At 65.8% G+C, this 15,197-nt stretch carries 15 protein-coding genes; 11 read left to right on the forward strand and 4 right to left on the reverse strand.

Annotated features, from left to right (window positions below):
* Positions 1-20 precede the first annotated feature (20 nt).
* A complete protein-coding gene (locus E3O06_RS06060) occupies positions 21-1,520 on the forward strand; it encodes a CoA-acylating methylmalonate-semialdehyde dehydrogenase (protein ID WP_134502069.1) in 1,500 nt (499 codons plus the stop codon).
* 29 nt (positions 1,521-1,549) lie between these two features.
* On the opposite strand, the gene E3O06_RS06065 is transcribed toward E3O06_RS06060, so the two are convergent.
* Entirely contained in the window at positions 1,550-2,464 is a 915-nt protein-coding gene (locus tag E3O06_RS06065) for a LysR family transcriptional regulator (protein WP_134502070.1), read from the reverse strand.
* 63 nt (positions 2,465-2,527) lie between these two features.
* Between E3O06_RS06065 and E3O06_RS06070 the strand changes: the two genes are divergently transcribed.
* From E3O06_RS06070 to E3O06_RS06080, 3 genes are read left to right on the forward strand one after another with little or no spacing between them, the layout of a single operon-like run.
* Entirely contained in the window at positions 2,528-2,716 is a 189-nt protein-coding gene (locus E3O06_RS06070) for a hypothetical protein (protein ID WP_134502071.1), read from the forward strand.
* A 22-nt stretch (positions 2,717-2,738) separates the two neighbouring features.
* Positions 2,739-3,287, forward strand: coding sequence for an orotate phosphoribosyltransferase (gene pyrE, locus E3O06_RS06075; RefSeq protein WP_134502072.1), 549 nt, complete (start codon positions 2,739-2,741; stop codon positions 3,285-3,287).
* On the forward strand, positions 3,287-4,519 hold the full coding sequence (locus E3O06_RS06080; protein ID WP_134502073.1) for a hypothetical protein: 1,233 nt from the start codon (positions 3,287-3,289) through the stop codon (positions 4,517-4,519). Before pyrE ends, E3O06_RS06080 begins: the two co-directional genes overlap by 1 nt.
* An 8-nt stretch (positions 4,520-4,527) precedes the next feature.
* On the opposite strand, the gene E3O06_RS06085 is transcribed toward E3O06_RS06080, so the two are convergent.
* Both E3O06_RS06085 and E3O06_RS06090 read right to left on the reverse strand, forming a co-directional pair.
* The gene (locus E3O06_RS06085; protein ID WP_134502074.1) at positions 4,528-5,295 is read right to left on the reverse strand and encodes an SDR family oxidoreductase; all 768 of its coding nucleotides are present in this window, start codon (positions 5,293-5,295) and stop codon (positions 4,528-4,530) included.
* A 51-nt stretch (positions 5,296-5,346) separates the two neighbouring features.
* Positions 5,347-6,279, reverse strand: a complete 933-nt coding sequence (locus E3O06_RS06090) for a sugar-binding transcriptional regulator (RefSeq protein WP_166788119.1) — start codon at positions 6,277-6,279, stop codon at positions 5,347-5,349.
* Between the two features lie 172 nt (positions 6,280-6,451).
* On the opposite strand from E3O06_RS06090, the gene E3O06_RS06095 reads away from it, so the two are divergent.
* From E3O06_RS06095 to E3O06_RS06105, 3 genes are all read left to right on the forward strand, one after another.
* Positions 6,452-8,008 carry a sugar ABC transporter ATP-binding protein gene (locus tag E3O06_RS06095; RefSeq protein ID WP_134502076.1) on the forward strand — a complete coding sequence of 519 codons (1,557 nt, stop codon included), beginning with the start codon at positions 6,452-6,454 and terminating at the stop codon, positions 8,006-8,008.
* A gap of 2 nt (positions 8,009-8,010) precedes the next feature.
* On the forward strand, positions 8,011-8,988 hold the full coding sequence (locus tag E3O06_RS06100; RefSeq protein ID WP_134502077.1) for an ABC transporter permease: 978 nt from the start codon (positions 8,011-8,013) through the stop codon (positions 8,986-8,988).
* A gap of 83 nt (positions 8,989-9,071) precedes the next feature.
* Entirely contained in the window at positions 9,072-10,142 is a 1,071-nt protein-coding gene (locus E3O06_RS06105; protein ID WP_134502078.1) for a substrate-binding domain-containing protein, read from the forward strand.
* An 81-nt stretch (positions 10,143-10,223) separates the two neighbouring features.
* Here E3O06_RS06105 and E3O06_RS06110 read toward each other — a convergent pair whose 3' ends face one another.
* A complete protein-coding gene (locus tag E3O06_RS06110; protein ID WP_166788120.1) occupies positions 10,224-11,168 on the reverse strand; it encodes a sugar-binding transcriptional regulator in 945 nt (314 codons plus the stop codon).
* Between the two features lie 137 nt (positions 11,169-11,305).
* Between E3O06_RS06110 and E3O06_RS06115 the strand changes: the two genes are divergently transcribed.
* The 4 genes from E3O06_RS06115 to E3O06_RS06130 are packed head-to-tail and all read left to right on the forward strand — an operon-like array spanning position 11,306 to position 15,178.
* Positions 11,306-11,944, forward strand: coding sequence for an SIS domain-containing protein (locus E3O06_RS06115; RefSeq protein WP_134502080.1), 639 nt, complete (start codon positions 11,306-11,308; stop codon positions 11,942-11,944).
* Positions 11,941-13,422 (forward strand): xylulokinase, encoded by a 1,482-nt coding sequence (xylB, locus tag E3O06_RS06120; RefSeq protein ID WP_134502081.1) that lies wholly within the window; start codon positions 11,941-11,943, stop codon positions 13,420-13,422. The genes E3O06_RS06115 and xylB overlap by 4 nt, the downstream gene beginning before the upstream one ends.
* On the forward strand, positions 13,419-14,138 hold the full coding sequence (locus tag E3O06_RS06125) for a beta/alpha barrel domain-containing protein (protein WP_134502082.1): 720 nt from the start codon (positions 13,419-13,421) through the stop codon (positions 14,136-14,138). The genes xylB and E3O06_RS06125 overlap by 4 nt, the downstream gene beginning before the upstream one ends.
* A 2-nt stretch (positions 14,139-14,140) precedes the next feature.
* Positions 14,141-15,178, forward strand: a complete 1,038-nt coding sequence (locus E3O06_RS06130) for an NAD(P)-dependent alcohol dehydrogenase (protein WP_134502083.1) — start codon at positions 14,141-14,143, stop codon at positions 15,176-15,178.
* Positions 15,179-15,197: the final 19 nt, after the last annotated feature.

Here is a 15,197-nt window from a genome sequence, read left to right on the forward strand (position 1 = left end):
TTCACTGAAAGGCTCAAATCATGACCGAAGTTCCCACCATCCAGCACTACGTCGGCGGGGCAGCCTCAGCTGGCACGTCTACCCGCACCGCGCCCGTCTACAACCCGGCCACGGGCACAGTCGCCAAGAACGTGTTACTGGCCAGTACGGCCGACCTCGACGACGCCGTCGCGGTAGCCCAGGCCGCATACCCGGCCTGGCGCGACCTGAGCCAGGCCCGCCGCCAGACCATCATGTATAACTTTCGCGAGCTGCTCAACGCCCGCAAGGGCGACCTAGCCGAGATCCTCACCGCCGAACACGGCAAGGTCACCTCTGATGCGCTCGGTGAGATCATTCGCGGGCTCGAGGTCGTCGAATTCGCTCTCGGCATGCCGCACCTGACCAAGGGTGAGTACTCCGAGAACGTCTCGACCGGAGTCGACGTCTACACGCTGCGCCAGCCACTCGGCGTCGTCGGCATCATCAGCCCGTTCAACTTTCCGGCCATGGTGCCGCTCTGGTACTTCCCGATCGCCATCGCGGCCGGCAACACCGTCGTGCTCAAGCCGAGCGAGAAGGACCCGAGTGCTTCGAACTGGCTCGCCGAGCTCTTCACCGAAGCCGGACTTCCGGCCGGTGTGCTCAACGTCGTGCACGGCGATAAGGAGGCCGTCGACGCGCTGCTCGTTCACCCCGACGTGCAGGCGATCTCCTTCGTCGGCTCCACCCCGATCGCCCGCTACATCTATGAGACCGCTGCCAAGCATGGCAAGCGCGTGCAGTCCCTCGGCGGTGCCAAGAACCACATGCTCGTTCTTCCCGACGCCGACCTCGAACTGGCAGCGGATGCCGCCGTCAACGCCGGTTTCGGATCCGCCGGTGAGCGCTGCATGGCGATCAGCGTCATCGTCGCCGTCGAGCCCGTCGCCGACGAGCTCATCGCGAAGATCGCCGAACGGGTCAAGGGCCTCACCGTCGGCGACGGAACCCGTAACTGCGACATGGGACCGCTGATCACGCAGGTGCACCGCGACAAGGTCGCCGGCTACATTGACATCGCCCAGGCCGACGGCGCCGACATCGTCATCGACGGTCGCGGCGTCACGGTCGACGGTGACCCCAACGGCTTCTGGCTCGGCCCGACCCTGTTCGACAAGGTCAGCGTCGACTCGGCCGTGTACCTCGACGAGATCTTCGGCCCGGTGCTGTCGATCGTGCGCGTGGCCACCTACCAGGAGGGCCTCGACCTCATCAACGCGAGCCAGTACGGCAACGGCACCGCGATCTTCACCAACGACGGCGGTGCAGCTCGCCGGTTCCAGAACGAGGTGCAGGTCGGAATGGTCGGCATCAACGTGCCGATTCCGGTGCCGGTCGCGTACCACTCCTTCGGCGGTTGGAAGAACTCGCTGTTCGGTGACGCCAAGGCCTACGGTCCCGCCGGCGTCAACTTCTTCACCCGGGAGAAGGCCGTGACGAGTCGGTGGCTCGACCCGAGCCACGGCGGCATCAACCTGGGGTTCCCCCAGAACACCTAGCCTTCTATCCTCACCCCGCTCTCGCGGACCTATTTCGCGGTGTGGGATTGCTCAACTTTCGCGGCCTCGGATTGGAGGGCCTCTATTACTGTGCGCACGGCCACGCGTTCGGCTCGGTCGGGGCGCATCAGGGCCACGATCTGCCGCTGCGATTCCACGCCGCGCAGCGGCTTGAGCACGAGGCGGCCGGGCTGCCCGCCGCCGGAGGTGTAGCGCGGCACGAGCGCGATCCCGAGCCCGGCGATCACGAACGATTCGATCAGGGCGAGGTCTGCGAATCGCTGCGACATCGACAGGTGTGCGCCGGCCTCCTGTTCGATGGCATGCAGGATGCGCTCGAACGGGTAGCCGTCGGTGACGCCGATCCAGGTCTCCCCGGCGAGGTCCCGCGGGCCGACCCAGGCACGATCGGCGAGCGGATGCCCCACCGGCAGTCCCACATCGAGCGGCTCGGTCATGAGCGGCACGACTTTCAGCCCCCGGCCGGCCCAGGACAGCTGCCCGCTCATCGAGTGGGCCAGCACGATGTCATACTCGGCCGTGAACGCGGGAAAGTCGCTCAGCTCGGGGTCTTCGTCGGCGCAGTTGAGCACGAGGCCGGGCCCGAGGTTCTTGATCACTCCGGGGAGCAGCATCTGGCCGGCGGTGGGAAAGGTGACGAGGCTCACCTCGCCCGAGGCGTGGTTGCGAAATTCGTCCCAGAGCGCGGTCGCCTTCGCGAGTGACACCGCGACATCCGTTGCGCTGCGAGCGAGGGCCCGACCGGCGTCGGTGAGCACGAGCCCGCGGCCCTGTCGCTGGGTGAGCGGCAGGCCGGCCTCTCGTTCGAGCACCTTGAGCTGTTGGGAGACCGCCGAGGGGGTCCGGTGGGTGGCGAGAGCGACCGCCGTGACGCTGCCGCGGTCGGCAAGTTCGCGGAGCAGTTCGAGCCGTTGCACGTCCATGTAGCTAGTCTAAAGAGTTCATGCAGAATAAAGCGATTGTGCTGCACGGTCAGGGGTGCTCAAATGAGAGAGTCATACACGAGCAATGTCGCCTCCGTGCCGGGCCACTCCACCTCCTTCGAAAGGCATCTCGTGCTCGTCCTTATCGCCATCCTGCTCGTTGCCGTTGTCTCCATCGCCGCCCTCGTCGTCGAGGTGCACCGCGATGGCTACCGTCAGACCGAGCGTCGCAACCTGGTGCGCATCTTCTAAGCACCCCCCTAAACTTGCCTGTGTGACTGATACACGGCAGAAACTCATCGACTTCATCTCGGCCGAGGCCGTTTTTCACGGAGACTTCGTTCTCACGAGCGGTAAGAAGGCCACGTACTACGTGGACTTGCGCCGGGTCAGCCTCGACCACCGGGTCGCCCCGCTGATCGGGCAGGTCATGCTCGATCTCATCAAGGACGTTCCCGATGTCGTCGCCGTCGGCGGCATGACCATGGGCGCCGACCCGATCGCCGCGGCCGTCATGCACCAGGGCGCGGCCCGAGGCTTGAGCTATGACGCGTTCGTCGTGCGCAAGGAACCCAAGGACCACGGCCGCGGCCGCCAGGTCGAAGGCCCTGACCTCGCCGGCAAGCGCGTGATCGTACTCGAGGACACCTCGACCACCGGCGGATCCCCCCTCGCCGCCATCGAAGCCCTGCTCAAGGTGGGCGCCGAGATCGCCGGCGTCGCCGTCGTGGTCGACCGCAACACCGGTGCCCGCGAAGTGATCGAGGCCGCCGGCTACCCCTACTTCGCCGCGATCTCCCTTGAGGACCTGGGGCTGAACTAGTGGCACCAGACGACGACGAGCGCGGAATCGACTGGCTCGCGTCGCAGCTCGACCCGGACTCAGACGGCACGGGCGCCGAGGACAGGGACGCCGAGTCTCCCATTCCTGAAGAAGCGGATGCCGCCGCGCCCGCGCCCCGATTCGGTCGACGCGCCCGCCGGGTTGCTGAAGAGGCGGAGGAGCCCGTTGTCGCTCCACCGGAGGCAGCTCTGATTGCGGTCACGCCGGCCGGCCCGGCGCCCTGGTGGACGAACCCACTGCCGCAACCGGTCGAGATCGACGCTGCTGCTACAGAGTCCACCGACCCTGTTTTAGCCGCCGCTGGAGTCGGGCCTGAATCTGCGCCGACACCTGAGGTGTCGCCTGCTGAGCCGGCTCCCGTCTCGTCAACTCTGGTTGACCCGACCGCGCTCCTGCCGGTTACTGTTGCACCAGTCGGCGTCGAAACGGCGGGCATCCGCTTGACCGAGACCGAGACCGAGACCGAAGCCGAAGCCGAAGCCGACGCGGAAAGCGACCAGCCGACGGAACTGCTGCCCGCACTGGGCGCCGGCGCTGAGGGTGTGCCGACAGCGGCCGTGACCGCGGCAGCGGAAACAGCGGGTGTGGGCGCCGGGCCGCCGAGCCGCCACCGGTCCCGGCGTGGCGCTCCCGGGGCGAACCAGGCCGCCCTCATCTGGACGGCCGTCGGGCTGCTCGCCCTCATCGTGCTCGTCGGGCTGTTCTATCTGGGCCAGCGGCTCGTCGCGAGCCCGGCGGCGGCGCCGGCACCGACAGCATCAGCTTCGCCGACTCCCAGTCCGACGCCGACTCCCACCCTGACCCCGGAGATCACGGCCGCGCAGCCCGCCGGTGTGCACGAGTGGAACACCCTGTTCGGTGGAGAGTGCCTCGAGCCGTACGCCTCGCCGTGGGCGGAAGACTTCACGGTCGTTGATTGTGCTGCCGGGCACACCGCCCAGCTGGTGTATCGAGGTAACTTCGGCGGCGACCTGGCCACCGTTTTTCCAGGAGAGGCCGCCCTGGCCGCCCAGATCAACCTGCTGTGCACGGCACCCGGCGTCCTCGACCTGAACGCGGCCGGTGCCTACCCGAACCTGCAGATGCAGGGCAGCTACCCGATCACCGCCGAGCAGTGGACCGCCGAGCCACGCAACTACTACTGCTTCGTCAGCCGAGCCTCGGCCGAACCGCTCACCGGGAGCATCATGGGAGCCGGCCCGACCGCCTGACGCCCTGCCTACAAGGCGGTGTAGCCGCCATCAATGACGATGGTCTGGGCGGTGATATACGCGGAGGCCTCCGACGCCAAAAACGTGGTCAGACCGTGCAGGTCTTCGGGTTCGCCCATGCGACCGAGGGGGATCGTGCTGGTCCACTGCGTGGCCAGATCGGGGTTCTCCGTGGTGAATTGACGCGTCATGTCCGACAGAAAGTAGCCGGGTGCAATCGCGTTCACTCGAATTCCGGACTGTGCCCATTCGACGGCAAGCGACTTGGCGAGGTGGCTCACGGCGGCCTTCGACGCACTGTACGACGCCTGGAACTGGGGGACATTGATGATCAGGCCCGACATCGACGCGATGAAGATGGCCGATCCGGGTTTGCCCGACGCGAGAAGTCGCCGTGCAAACGACTGGCTGGCGAAAAAGGTGCCATTCAAGTTCACCCCGATGACCTTGTTCCACGCCGCAGTGGTCACGTCGACACTGTCACCCCACATTGTGATTCCCGCGGCCGTCACGAGAATGTCTGCCGTGCCGAGCTTTGCCTCCAGCTCAGTGAATGCCGCGTCGAGCGCTGCGGCGTCGGTCACATCGACCTGGACGCTCGCGGTGGCCACGCCGTGGTCGCGGGCCAGGGTCGCAGCCGATCCGGAGACGCCATCGAGCAGGTCGATGAGGCCCACGGCGACTCCCTGCGCGGCGAGGGCCGTGGCGAGGGAATAACCGAGCCCTCGCGCTCCCCCCGTGATGACGGCTACTTTGCCACTGAGATCTGCATGCATGTGTCTACTCCAGGTTTGATGGTGGGTACAAGGTCGTGCCGACGGCGCACCCTACGCCGGCTGGCTCAACAGCCGTTGCGCCAAACCGGTATCGGTGACGAGCGAGGTGACCAGTCCGCTGTCGATCGCGCTGCGCACCGCCGCGGCCTTCAGGGTGCCTCCGGCCAGGCCGATGACATCGGGGATGGCGTGCAGTTGCGCCGAGCTGATGGCGACCGAGCGGTCGGCGACGGCGTCGATTTCCTGTCCGCGTGAATCGAGCAGGGTCGCTGCAACCTCGGCCAGAACGTTTCGGCGGAGGAGGTCATCGAGTACGCCGATATTCCGGGCGTTGTCATACAGCTGGGAATCCGGCGGGTTCCAGCTTCCGATCGCGACGACGGCCTTGGTGACGCCGTCGAAACGTCGAAACGTCTCGTGGATGACCGGATCACTGCGCAGCGCGATCGCTGTGGCGCGATCTTTCACCAAGAGGGGGGCGAAAATCGGATAGGCGTTTCCACCGGATGCCAGGGCGATGCGGCGCACGATATCGATGCCGTTCTCGCGAACCGGCCCGGCGACCCCGGCCAGTTGTACGACCTCGCAGTGGGCGATCTCACCGATGTTGTGCGCCATGTGGCTGAGCGTGCGCCCGGCGGTAACGCCCAGGACGTCGCCGTCGACGAGGATTTCGCTCAGAAGCTGAGCGCCGACCCGGCCCAAAGCCTCTTGCACGACCTCGGGTCGCGGACTCGGGGTCATCACGGCGATCGCGCGTTTGAGCCCGAATCGTTTCTGCAGGGCAATGGACAGGTCGAGATCCACGACACCAGGCATGCCGATATCAATCGTGACGATTCCCAGTTCGATGGCCTCCTCAAGCAACCGGGCCACCTTGAATCGAGAGATTCCGAGTTCCTCGGCGATTTCGATCCTCGAGAGGTTGCCAATGAAGTGACGCGTTGCGACGTCGGCCATGCGCTCTTCATCGTTCCGTTTCAACGCAACTCTCTTCCATTGAGTTTGCCTGCGCTCAAGGTTAGCACTTCGCTCATTTGTGCATGGTGGTTTCACATATGTATTTTTTGTGGTTAGAGTTTGAAAACATTCGTTTTCGATGGTTGATCGCAAAGAGGCTTTGTCGCCAGTTCTCCTTGCACGAAAGGTGAGGCTGATGGCAGATGAACTGGGCACTCTGGAATGCCGCGATCTGACCAAGGCATTTGGTGGGATTCCGGTACTGAAGGGCATCTCCCTCTCGCTCGCTCCGGGAACGATCACCGCCCTGGCGGGTGAGAACGGTGCCGGAAAGTCCACGCTGATGAAGATCGCGTCCGGGCAGTACCGGCCGGACTCCGGTGAGGTGTTCGTGCGTGGCGAAAGCCTTCCGAGCGGCAACCCGCAGGCGGCCTATCGGCTCGGGGTGGCGATCGTTCCCCAGGAACTGGCCTCCGTGTTGGAGATGACGGTCTACGAGAACATCTTCCTCGGGCGCGAATTGAGCGGACCGTTCGGCCTGCGACGCCGGGCCATGATTGAATCGGCCCGACAGATTCTGCACGTCTTCGGCGTCGACATCGAGCCGACGCGGCGCATGGGCAGCCTCCCCGTCGGTTTGCGGCAAATCGTGGAAATCGTCAAGGCAACCAACACCGGAGCTCGCGTCATCCTGCTCGACGAGCCGTCCAGCGCCATCGCCGAGCGTGAAGTCGGAAAACTGATCGAGGTGATGCGCACACTGCGCGACCGCGGTGTCGCCCTGCTCTTCACGACCCACAAAATGGAAGAAATGCGCGCTCTCGCGGACCGCGTCCTGGTCTTGCGGGACGGCGAGCTCGTGCTCGACGAGCCCCTGCGCAACCTCACCGACGATGACATCGTCACGGCCATGATCGGTCGTGAGCTCGAAGGCCTCTTTCCCGCCCTGCCGGAGCCCGGTACGGAAGCCGTGCTCGAGATCGACAACCTGCACGTGTCCGGTGCGGCCGCGCCGCTCAGCCTCACTGTGAGGCGGGGCGAGATCGTCGGTCTGGCCGGACTCGTCGGGGCCGGCCGCACGGAATTGCTGGAAACGGTGTTTGGTATTCGTAAGAGCATCGCCGGTTCGATCAGGGTCAAGGGAACCACGATCAAGGGAGGCACGCCCGCAGCAGCGATTGCGGCTCGCATGGCCTTCGTTCCGGAGGACCGCAAGGGTGCCGGAGCCGTGCTGTCGATGAGCGTACTCGACAACGCCACTCTGCCCCGGATGGACAAATTCTCGGTTGGCGGACTGCTTCGACAGGGCTTTCGCCGGTCACAGGTGCGCGAGGCCATGGACGCCGTCAAGCTGCGCAGCCGCGGGCTCGACCAATCGATGGAGACGCTCTCCGGTGGCAATCAGCAGAAGGTCGTGCTGGCGCGCTGGCTCACCTCCCCGGTGGATGTTCTCATCCTCGATGAACCCACCCGTGGCGTTGACGTCGGCGCTCGCAGCGAGATCTACCGCATCATCGTGGACCTCGCTGAGCAAGGGATGGCGGTGGTCATGGCCTCCAGCGACATGCCGGAGATCCTGAGCCTGTCCCATCGGGCGCTCGTCTTGCGCAACGGCATCATCGCCGGTGAGCTCGATTCCGAGCAGCTGGCGCATCCAGGGGTGCAGGACACCATCTTTCGGCTGGCCAGCGGACTCGAGGGCATCGATTCCTCCACCCCCGACCCGTCCACGAACAATCAGAAGGACAACTGAGCATGACAATTACCCAGGACACCACGCGGCGTTTCTCCGCAAAATGGTTGCAGGACCTTGCGGTGCGCTACGCGATGGTCATCGTGATGGTGCTCATTATCTCGTTCTTCCTCTATCGCAGCGCCCGGTTCGGGACCGTCGACAACGTCGTCACGATCCTCATCGCTGCCGCACCGTTCGCCCTGATCGCTCTCGGCCAGACCCTCGTCATCCTCACTGGCGGTATCGACCTGTCGGTGGGCAGCATTATCGCCCTGAGCGCCATGTCGGGGGCGCTGACCGCCAAGACCTTCCCCGACCGCATCTGGCTGGCATTGCTGGTTGCCGTGGCCGTCGGGCTGATCGCCGGCTCGATCAACGGGCTGGTGGTCTCGATCATCAACGTGCCACCGTTCATCGCCACCCTGGGCATGCTCACCCTGGCCTCCGGCCTCGCATTCGTCGTCGGTGGTGGCGCACCGATCAACGGATTGCCGGCGGCCTATGGTCAGATCGCCAACACCGAAATCTTCGGGCTGACGATCCCCGTGATCCTGATGATTGTCAGCATCGTGGGTTTCGGAATCCTGATGAAGCGCACCGCCTACGGCATGCGCGTCTATGCGGTGGGCGGCAACCGCCTGGCCGCCGAGATCGCGGGGGTCAAGACGGGACGCATCCTGTTCAGCGTCTACGCGATCAGCGGAGCGCTCGCGGGGCTTTCCGGAATCATGCTCTCATCCCGCGTGATCAGCGGGTCACCGAACCTGGGCCAGGGCTACGAACTCGATGCCATCGCGGCGGTCGTGATCGGCGGAGCCAGCCTGCTCGGTGGCCGGGGCACCATCTGGGGCACGGCGCTGGGCCTTCTGCTCATCCAAACCCTCAACAACGGACTTGACATTCTCACCGTTCCCGCCTACTGGCAGGACGTCATCAAGGGGGTGCTCATCGTCACGGCCGTCGCCGTCGACGTGTGGGCCTCCAAACGGCGCGTTTAGTTTCGTCACCACGCACTTGGCCCACGCGCATTCGCGCTGGCGCCACGCACTCCCGACACCGGGAATCCAACACGGAGGAATCAATGAAGATCACACGCACTATCCGTCGCGCGACCGGAATCGCGATCGCCGGGCTGACAGCGCTCTCGCTCACCGCGTGCGGGGCAGGGGACCCCACCGCCAATCAGGGCGCCGACGCGGGCGACCGGGTCACGATCGGGGTGACGGTGTACGACATGTCGTCGTTCATCACCGAGGGCAAGGAAGGCATCGACCGCTACGCCGAAGAGAACGACATCGACATTCTCTGGAATTCAGCGGGAATGGACGTCAGTACCCAGGCCAACCAGATCGACCAGTACATCAGTGCCGCGGTTGACGCCATCGTCGTCGTTCCGGTGCAGCTCGAGACCCTCCAGCCGCAGGTCGCGGCGGCGAAGGCAGCCGGCATCCCGTTCCTCGACGTGAATGCCACCCTGAACAACTCCGAGGTCGCCGGCAGCGTTCAGCCCGACGACGTCGCGGCAGGCGAGCAGGAAGCTGAAATGATGATGGAGGCGCTCGGTGGTTCCGGCAACGTGGTGATCCTGCAGGGACCGCTCGGTGGATCCGGTGAGATCAACCGCGGCCAGGGAATCGACAACGTGCTGGCCGAAAACCCGGGAATCACCGTTCTCGCCAAGGACACGGCCAACTGGAGCCGCGACGAAGCCATCAACAAGGTGAAGAACTGGATCTCCGCGTTCGGCGGCGAGATCGATGGTGTGATCGCTCAGAACGATGACATGGGTCTCGGTGCCGTGCAGGCCCTGCGCGAAGCGGGCATCGAGGGGGTACCGGTCGTGGGCATCGACGGAATCGAAGACGGCCTCAACGCCGTCGAGAACGGCGATTTCATCGGGACCAGCCTGCAGAACGGCACCGTCCAGCTCGCCACGGGTGTCGCCGTCGCCGCCAAGATCGCCCGCGGCGAAGAGGTCGACAAGAACCTCATCTACCTCATGCCCCCGATCACCACCGACAACGTCGGTGACGCCATCGAGCACGTCGTGTCCGACCGCCCGACCTTCCTCGACGCTCTCAGCGAGCTGATCGCCGGCAACCTCATCACGGGCGATATCGCCTTCGAGAACCTGCCAGGACAGGGCAAGTAAGGCACCGCCTGCCGGAACACAAACGTGGTGCCGCGGTCGAGAATTCTCTCGACCGCGGCACCACGTGTCTGCGCCCGGGGGTCACCTGGCGCGCGGCGCGCCGTCCAGCAGTCGCTGGGCCATATGCGAATCGGTGGCCAGGATGGTGACGACCCCGGTGTTCAGCGCCGCCCGCAAGGCCTCCGTCTTCTGAGCGCCACCGGCCACGACGATGACTTCGGGAATGTTGCGCAGCGCCTCGATGTCGATCGCGAGCGTGCGTCCTTCCAGCGCAGGTACCCGCTGGCCGCGTTCGTCGAGCAGGGTCGCGCTGATTTCGGCGCGAACGCCGCGGGCGAGCAACTCGGCGCGCTCGTCATCGCTGAGGGCGTCGCTCAGCTGGGACTCCGGCGGCTCCCAACTGCCGACCGCGAGCACCGCCTTCGTCACCCGGCTCATCCGCTGGAAGGTGGCTTGAACGGATGCCTGGCGCTTGAACGCTTCAGCGGCCTGCGGATCGGAGACCACGAGGGGGGCGTAGATCGGAAACGGTCGACCGCCCGAAATCTCGCAGATGCGCCGCACCAGGTCGCTGGACGTCTGGTTCGGGTCGCCGGCCATGCCGGTGAGCTGCACGACATCGCAGGGCGCGAGCCGGTCGAGCTGGTCGACGATGGCCGTGAGGGTGCGCCCGCTGGCGATGCCAAGCACGTCGGATTCCGTGACGATCTCGGTCAGCAGATTGGCCGTGATCCGACCCAGTTCCGCCCGAATGGCCGGGCTGAGATCGGTGGTCGTGTTGGCCACGATCGCCCGGTTCAGCCCATAGGCCGCCGCCAGACGGCGAGCAAGGTCGGCGTGCAGGGTGCCCGGCGCGTTAACCCGAATGGTGACGAGTCCGGTCTCTCGGGCTCGGGCCAGAAGACGCGCGACCTTGAAGCGGGACATGTCGATATCGTCAGCGATTTCAACGAGCGATTTTCCGACGCGATAGTGCTGCTGCGCCACGTAGGCCATTTGCACGAGCTCGCTGGGACCGATATTCATGACTCTCCTCTGCCTCGCCACTCTGCGCCGAATTTCAGGCTCGCAAGACGATTCTCTCATATGAGCGCACGACTTGACATTTGAGTACAGCGCCGTGAGGATGAAGACCTAGACAAAAGAGAGCGTCCGGGGTTCATGTGAGCAACAACGGTGTTGAGGTGCTGGAATCCGCGCGTGCCTTCATTCGACGAGAAGCGGCCGCGATCGACCAGCTCGCGCACTCGCTTGACGGTTCCTTTCTCGACGTCGTGCACCGGGTGCTCGCCACCACGGGAAAGGTCGTCACCACCGGAGCCGGCACATCGGGCATCGCGGCCGAACGTCTGGCGCATCTCCTGTCGGTGTCAGGGACACCAGCCTTTTACCTCTCCGGCCAGGACGCCCTGCACGGCGGAATGGGCGCCATCACCCCGACCGATACCGTGATCGCTCTGTCGAAGACAGGCCAATCCGCTGAATTGACCGAACTCGTGACCCGCCTGGCCGAGCGCGCGGTGCACGTCATCGCCGTCACCGGAAACAGTGAATCCCCGTTCGCGCGAGCTGCCGGCAGCGTCGCCCTGGTCGAAACCATCCCGGGCGATGCCGACCCGGGCGGACTCATCGCCATGGGGAGCACCCTCGTCGCCGGCGCCTGGGGCGATGCCCTCGCCACGACCCTGATGACCGTGCGTGGCTATCCCTGGCATGACGTAATCCATACCCACCCGGCGGGCTATGTCGGCCAACAAGCCCAGACAGCGGATGCGCACGTGCAGACGGCAGGCGCGGAATGACCCGGCTTGTGGCCGGCGTTGACTCCTCGACCCAGTCCTGCAAGGTCGAGCTGCGACACGTCGATACCGGCGAACTCATCGCGAGCGGAAGCGCCCCGCACACGCCGGTGGCCCCTCCGTGCAGTGAGCAGAACCCGGACGACTGGTGGGCGGCGTTCACCACGGCGTTCGCAGCAGTCAAGGCTCAGGCTGGCGCCGCCGACGTCATCGTGGGTCTGTCGATCGCCGGCCAGTGTCACGGACTCGTGTGCCTCGACCGGGCGTACCGGGTAGTGCGCCCGGCGAAGCTCTGGAACGACACGACGTCCACACCCGAGCTGCTCGACCTTCGCCACCAGATCGGCGAAGCGGAGCTCATCGCCCGCACCGGATCGCTGCCCACAGCCGCCTTCACCCTCAGCAAGATCGCCTGGCTCGCCCGCCACGAACCGAACAACTTCGCCAGCGTGGCGCACATTCTGCTGCCGCACGACTACCTGACCTTTCGCCTCACCGGACGCATGGTCACCGATCGCTCCGAGGCCTCCGGAACCGGGTACTTCGATTCGACCACCGGCGAATACCTCCTGCACCACCTCGCACTCATCGACGACTCCGTGGACTGGCTCAGCATGCTGCCCGTCGTCCTGCCGCCGGAGGGCATTGCGGGACCCGTTCAGGCATCCGTTGCCGCGCAACTCGGAATCGACCCGAGTGCGCTCGTGGCGGCCGGCGGCGGCGACCAGCACGCGGCGGCCCTCGGGCTCGGCATCGTGCCCGGCGACGTCGTCTATTCCCTGGGAACCTCGGGTGTCGTTCTGACGGTGAGTCCGGAGCCGGTCAACGACCCGAGTGGTGCAGTGGACGGTGTCGCCGACATGACCGGTGGCTACCTCCCGCTCGTGAGCACGCTCAACGCCGCGAAGGTGACCGACACGTTCGCGCGCCTGCTCGGCGTCGACCTCGCTGGACTGTCCGATCTGGCGCTCGCTGCCGACGAGAGTGAGCCTGGCCCGACGCTCGTCGCCTACCTGGATGGCGAGCGCACCCCTAACCGACCGGATGCGCGGGGAGTGCTGAGTAATCTCACGACCGCGACAACCCGGGAACAGGTGGCCAGGGCGGCGTTCGAGGGAGTGATCCTCGGACTGGTTCAGGGGCAGCGACACCTGGAACGCTGCGGATTCACCCTGACCGGTCGGGTCTTCGCCGTCGGCGGAGGATCTCGGTCACCCGCATATGTCCAATTGCTCGCCGACGCACTGCACCAGCCTGTCTGGCTTCCCACCGACGTTCCCGAGGCCACCGCCCGCGGCGCGGCGGTGCAGGCCGCCGCGATGGTGAACGGGGAGCTCGTGGCAACGGTGCGCACGCGCTGGCGTCCGTCCGCGACGATCGGGGCCCACCCGCGCGCCACCCGACGTACCCCCCTGCCCGACTACCTGGCGGCTGCGGCCTGGGAGGGCTTCGACCGCACGGAGACCGGTGTGCCCCAATGACCGCTGCGCCGCCCGCCGTCGACAGTGCCGCAGCGTTCGTTCTGAATGGCTGGCACCGAAATCACATCGCTGGCAGCATTGCCGGCAGCGTTTACACCGTCGTGCCGGGAGCTCGCACCCGCGCCGCGCGCAGTCTGCACACGGCCGGGTGCTGGGTGCACGCCGACATCATCATCGATTCGGTCGGAGCTGACCGCGGCGTGACCGCCTCAGAACTCGCGCAGATCCGAGGTGATTGTCCCGACGCGCAGATCGACGTGCACGTCATTGTTCTCGGCGATGCCCTGCACCCGGCGGCCCTCGAGGTGGCCCGTGGGGCCCTCAGCGCGCTTCTCGCCGTGCGCCCGCAACGCCTCACGCTGTCGGCCGCCCTGATCGCCGCGCTCGCGACGGAGGTCGACGCCGTGCGAGCGCTCGGAACCGCGCTCTGGTTGCAGGTAGACCCCGCAGCGGCGGCATCCGTTGTCACTGACCAGCCGGTGAAGCCGGACGGCGTGCTGGTGATGCTGATCGAACCCGGCGGAACGGCTGCGGCCGACCTGCACGGTCTCGAGGCCGTTGGCCGATTCGCCGGAACCCTGCCGGTCGGCGTGGACGGCGGGGTCACGGGTGCGGTGGCAGCCCTGGCCGTCTGGCGCGGTGCCGGCTATATCGTCTCCGGACGCGGCCTCTTTTTCAGTCCCCACGAATCACATCCTTATCAGAGAGAAGACTAGTCATGGCCAGTTCACCCACGCTGCCGACGACAATGCGCACGAGCGTTTTGCTTAAACAACAGGAGCTGACGATTGAGGATCGACCCGTGCCCACGGCGCGTGCCGGCGAGGTGCTGGTCGAGGTCGCCGCGGTCGGCGTCTGCGGCTCAGATGTGCATTACTACCGCGAAGGCCGAATCGGCGACTTCATCGTCGACGCACCCCTGGTTCTCGGCCATGAGCTCAGCGGCACCATCGTGGGGGTCGGAGTCGACGTCGACCCCGCCCGCATCGGGGAGCGGGTGGCCGTGGAACCCCAGCGTCCCTGCCGCCTGTGCCGGGAATGCCGCGCCGGTCGGTACAACCTGTGCTCGAAGATGGAGTTCTACGCGACACCGCCCATCGACGGTGCCTTCTGCGGCTACGTGACGATCCAGACCGAATTCGCCCACGCGATTCCCGACTCGGTATCCTTTGAGGCTGCCGCCCTGCTGGAGCCTCTCTCCGTCGCCATCGCGAGTATCCGTAAGGCCCAGATCGTTCCGGGCTCGTCGATTCTCATCGCCGGGGCCGGGCCGATCGGCATCATCACCGCGCAGACCGCGCGGGCCTTCGGGGCAAGCGAGATCATCGTCTCCGACCTCATCGCGGCGAAGCGGCAGCGGGCCTTAAAATTCGGCGCCACCAGGGTCATCGATCCGGTGGCCGAAGACCCGGCAACACTGGGCCTCGACGTGAACGCGTTCATCGACGCGAGCGGGTCTGCGCGGGCCGTTGACAGCGGCATCCGCTCGGTACGGCCGGCCGGCACGGTCGTTCTGGTGGGGCTGGGAAACCCCGAGATGATTCTGCCGGTCTCGCATATTCAGAACCTGGAAATCACGGTCACCGGCATCTTCCGCTACGTGGACACCTGGCCGACGGCCATCCACCTCGTCGCCTCCGGGCAGGTCGACCTCGACTCGCTCGTGACCGGCAAATTTGACCTCGAGCACGTCGCGGAAGCCCTCGACAGTGATCGAAACGACGACAGCCTCAAATCCATCGTCTACCCGAACTAATTTAGAGAGAAACCGGAGC

The sequence above is a fragment of the Cryobacterium glaciale genome (assembly GCF_004402535.1).
In the GTDB taxonomy this organism is placed as follows: Bacteria; Actinomycetota; Actinomycetes; order Actinomycetales; family Microbacteriaceae; genus Cryobacterium; species Cryobacterium glaciale.

What these genes read in the sequence shown, in the direction of transcription:
- E3O06_RS06105 (WP_134502078.1), top strand. Translation starts at nt 9,072, where the DNA reads ATGAAGATCACACGCACTATCCGTCGCGCGACCGGAATCGCGATCGCC.
- E3O06_RS06095 (WP_134502076.1), top strand. Translation starts at nt 6,452, where the DNA reads ATGGCAGATGAACTGGGCACTCTGGAATGCCGCGATCTGACCAAGGCA.
- E3O06_RS06065 (WP_134502070.1), bottom strand. Translation starts at nt 2,464, where the DNA reads ATGGACGTGCAACGGCTCGAACTGCTCCGCGAACTTGCCGACCGCGGC.
- E3O06_RS06070 (WP_134502071.1), top strand. Translation starts at nt 2,528, where the DNA reads ATGAGAGAGTCATACACGAGCAATGTCGCCTCCGTGCCGGGCCACTCC.
- E3O06_RS06110 (WP_166788120.1), bottom strand. Translation starts at nt 11,168, where the DNA reads ATGAATATCGGTCCCAGCGAGCTCGTGCAAATGGCCTACGTGGCGCAG.
- E3O06_RS06100 (WP_134502077.1), top strand. Translation starts at nt 8,011, where the DNA reads ATGACAATTACCCAGGACACCACGCGGCGTTTCTCCGCAAAATGGTTG.
- E3O06_RS06060 (WP_134502069.1), top strand. Translation starts at nt 21, where the DNA reads ATGACCGAAGTTCCCACCATCCAGCACTACGTCGGCGGGGCAGCCTCA.
- E3O06_RS06125 (WP_134502082.1), top strand. Translation starts at nt 13,419, where the DNA reads ATGACCGCTGCGCCGCCCGCCGTCGACAGTGCCGCAGCGTTCGTTCTG.
- E3O06_RS06130 (WP_134502083.1), top strand. Translation starts at nt 14,141, where the DNA reads ATGGCCAGTTCACCCACGCTGCCGACGACAATGCGCACGAGCGTTTTG.
- E3O06_RS06085 (WP_134502074.1), bottom strand. Translation starts at nt 5,295, where the DNA reads ATGCATGCAGATCTCAGTGGCAAAGTAGCCGTCATCACGGGGGGAGCG.
- xylB (WP_134502081.1), top strand. Translation starts at nt 11,941, where the DNA reads ATGACCCGGCTTGTGGCCGGCGTTGACTCCTCGACCCAGTCCTGCAAG.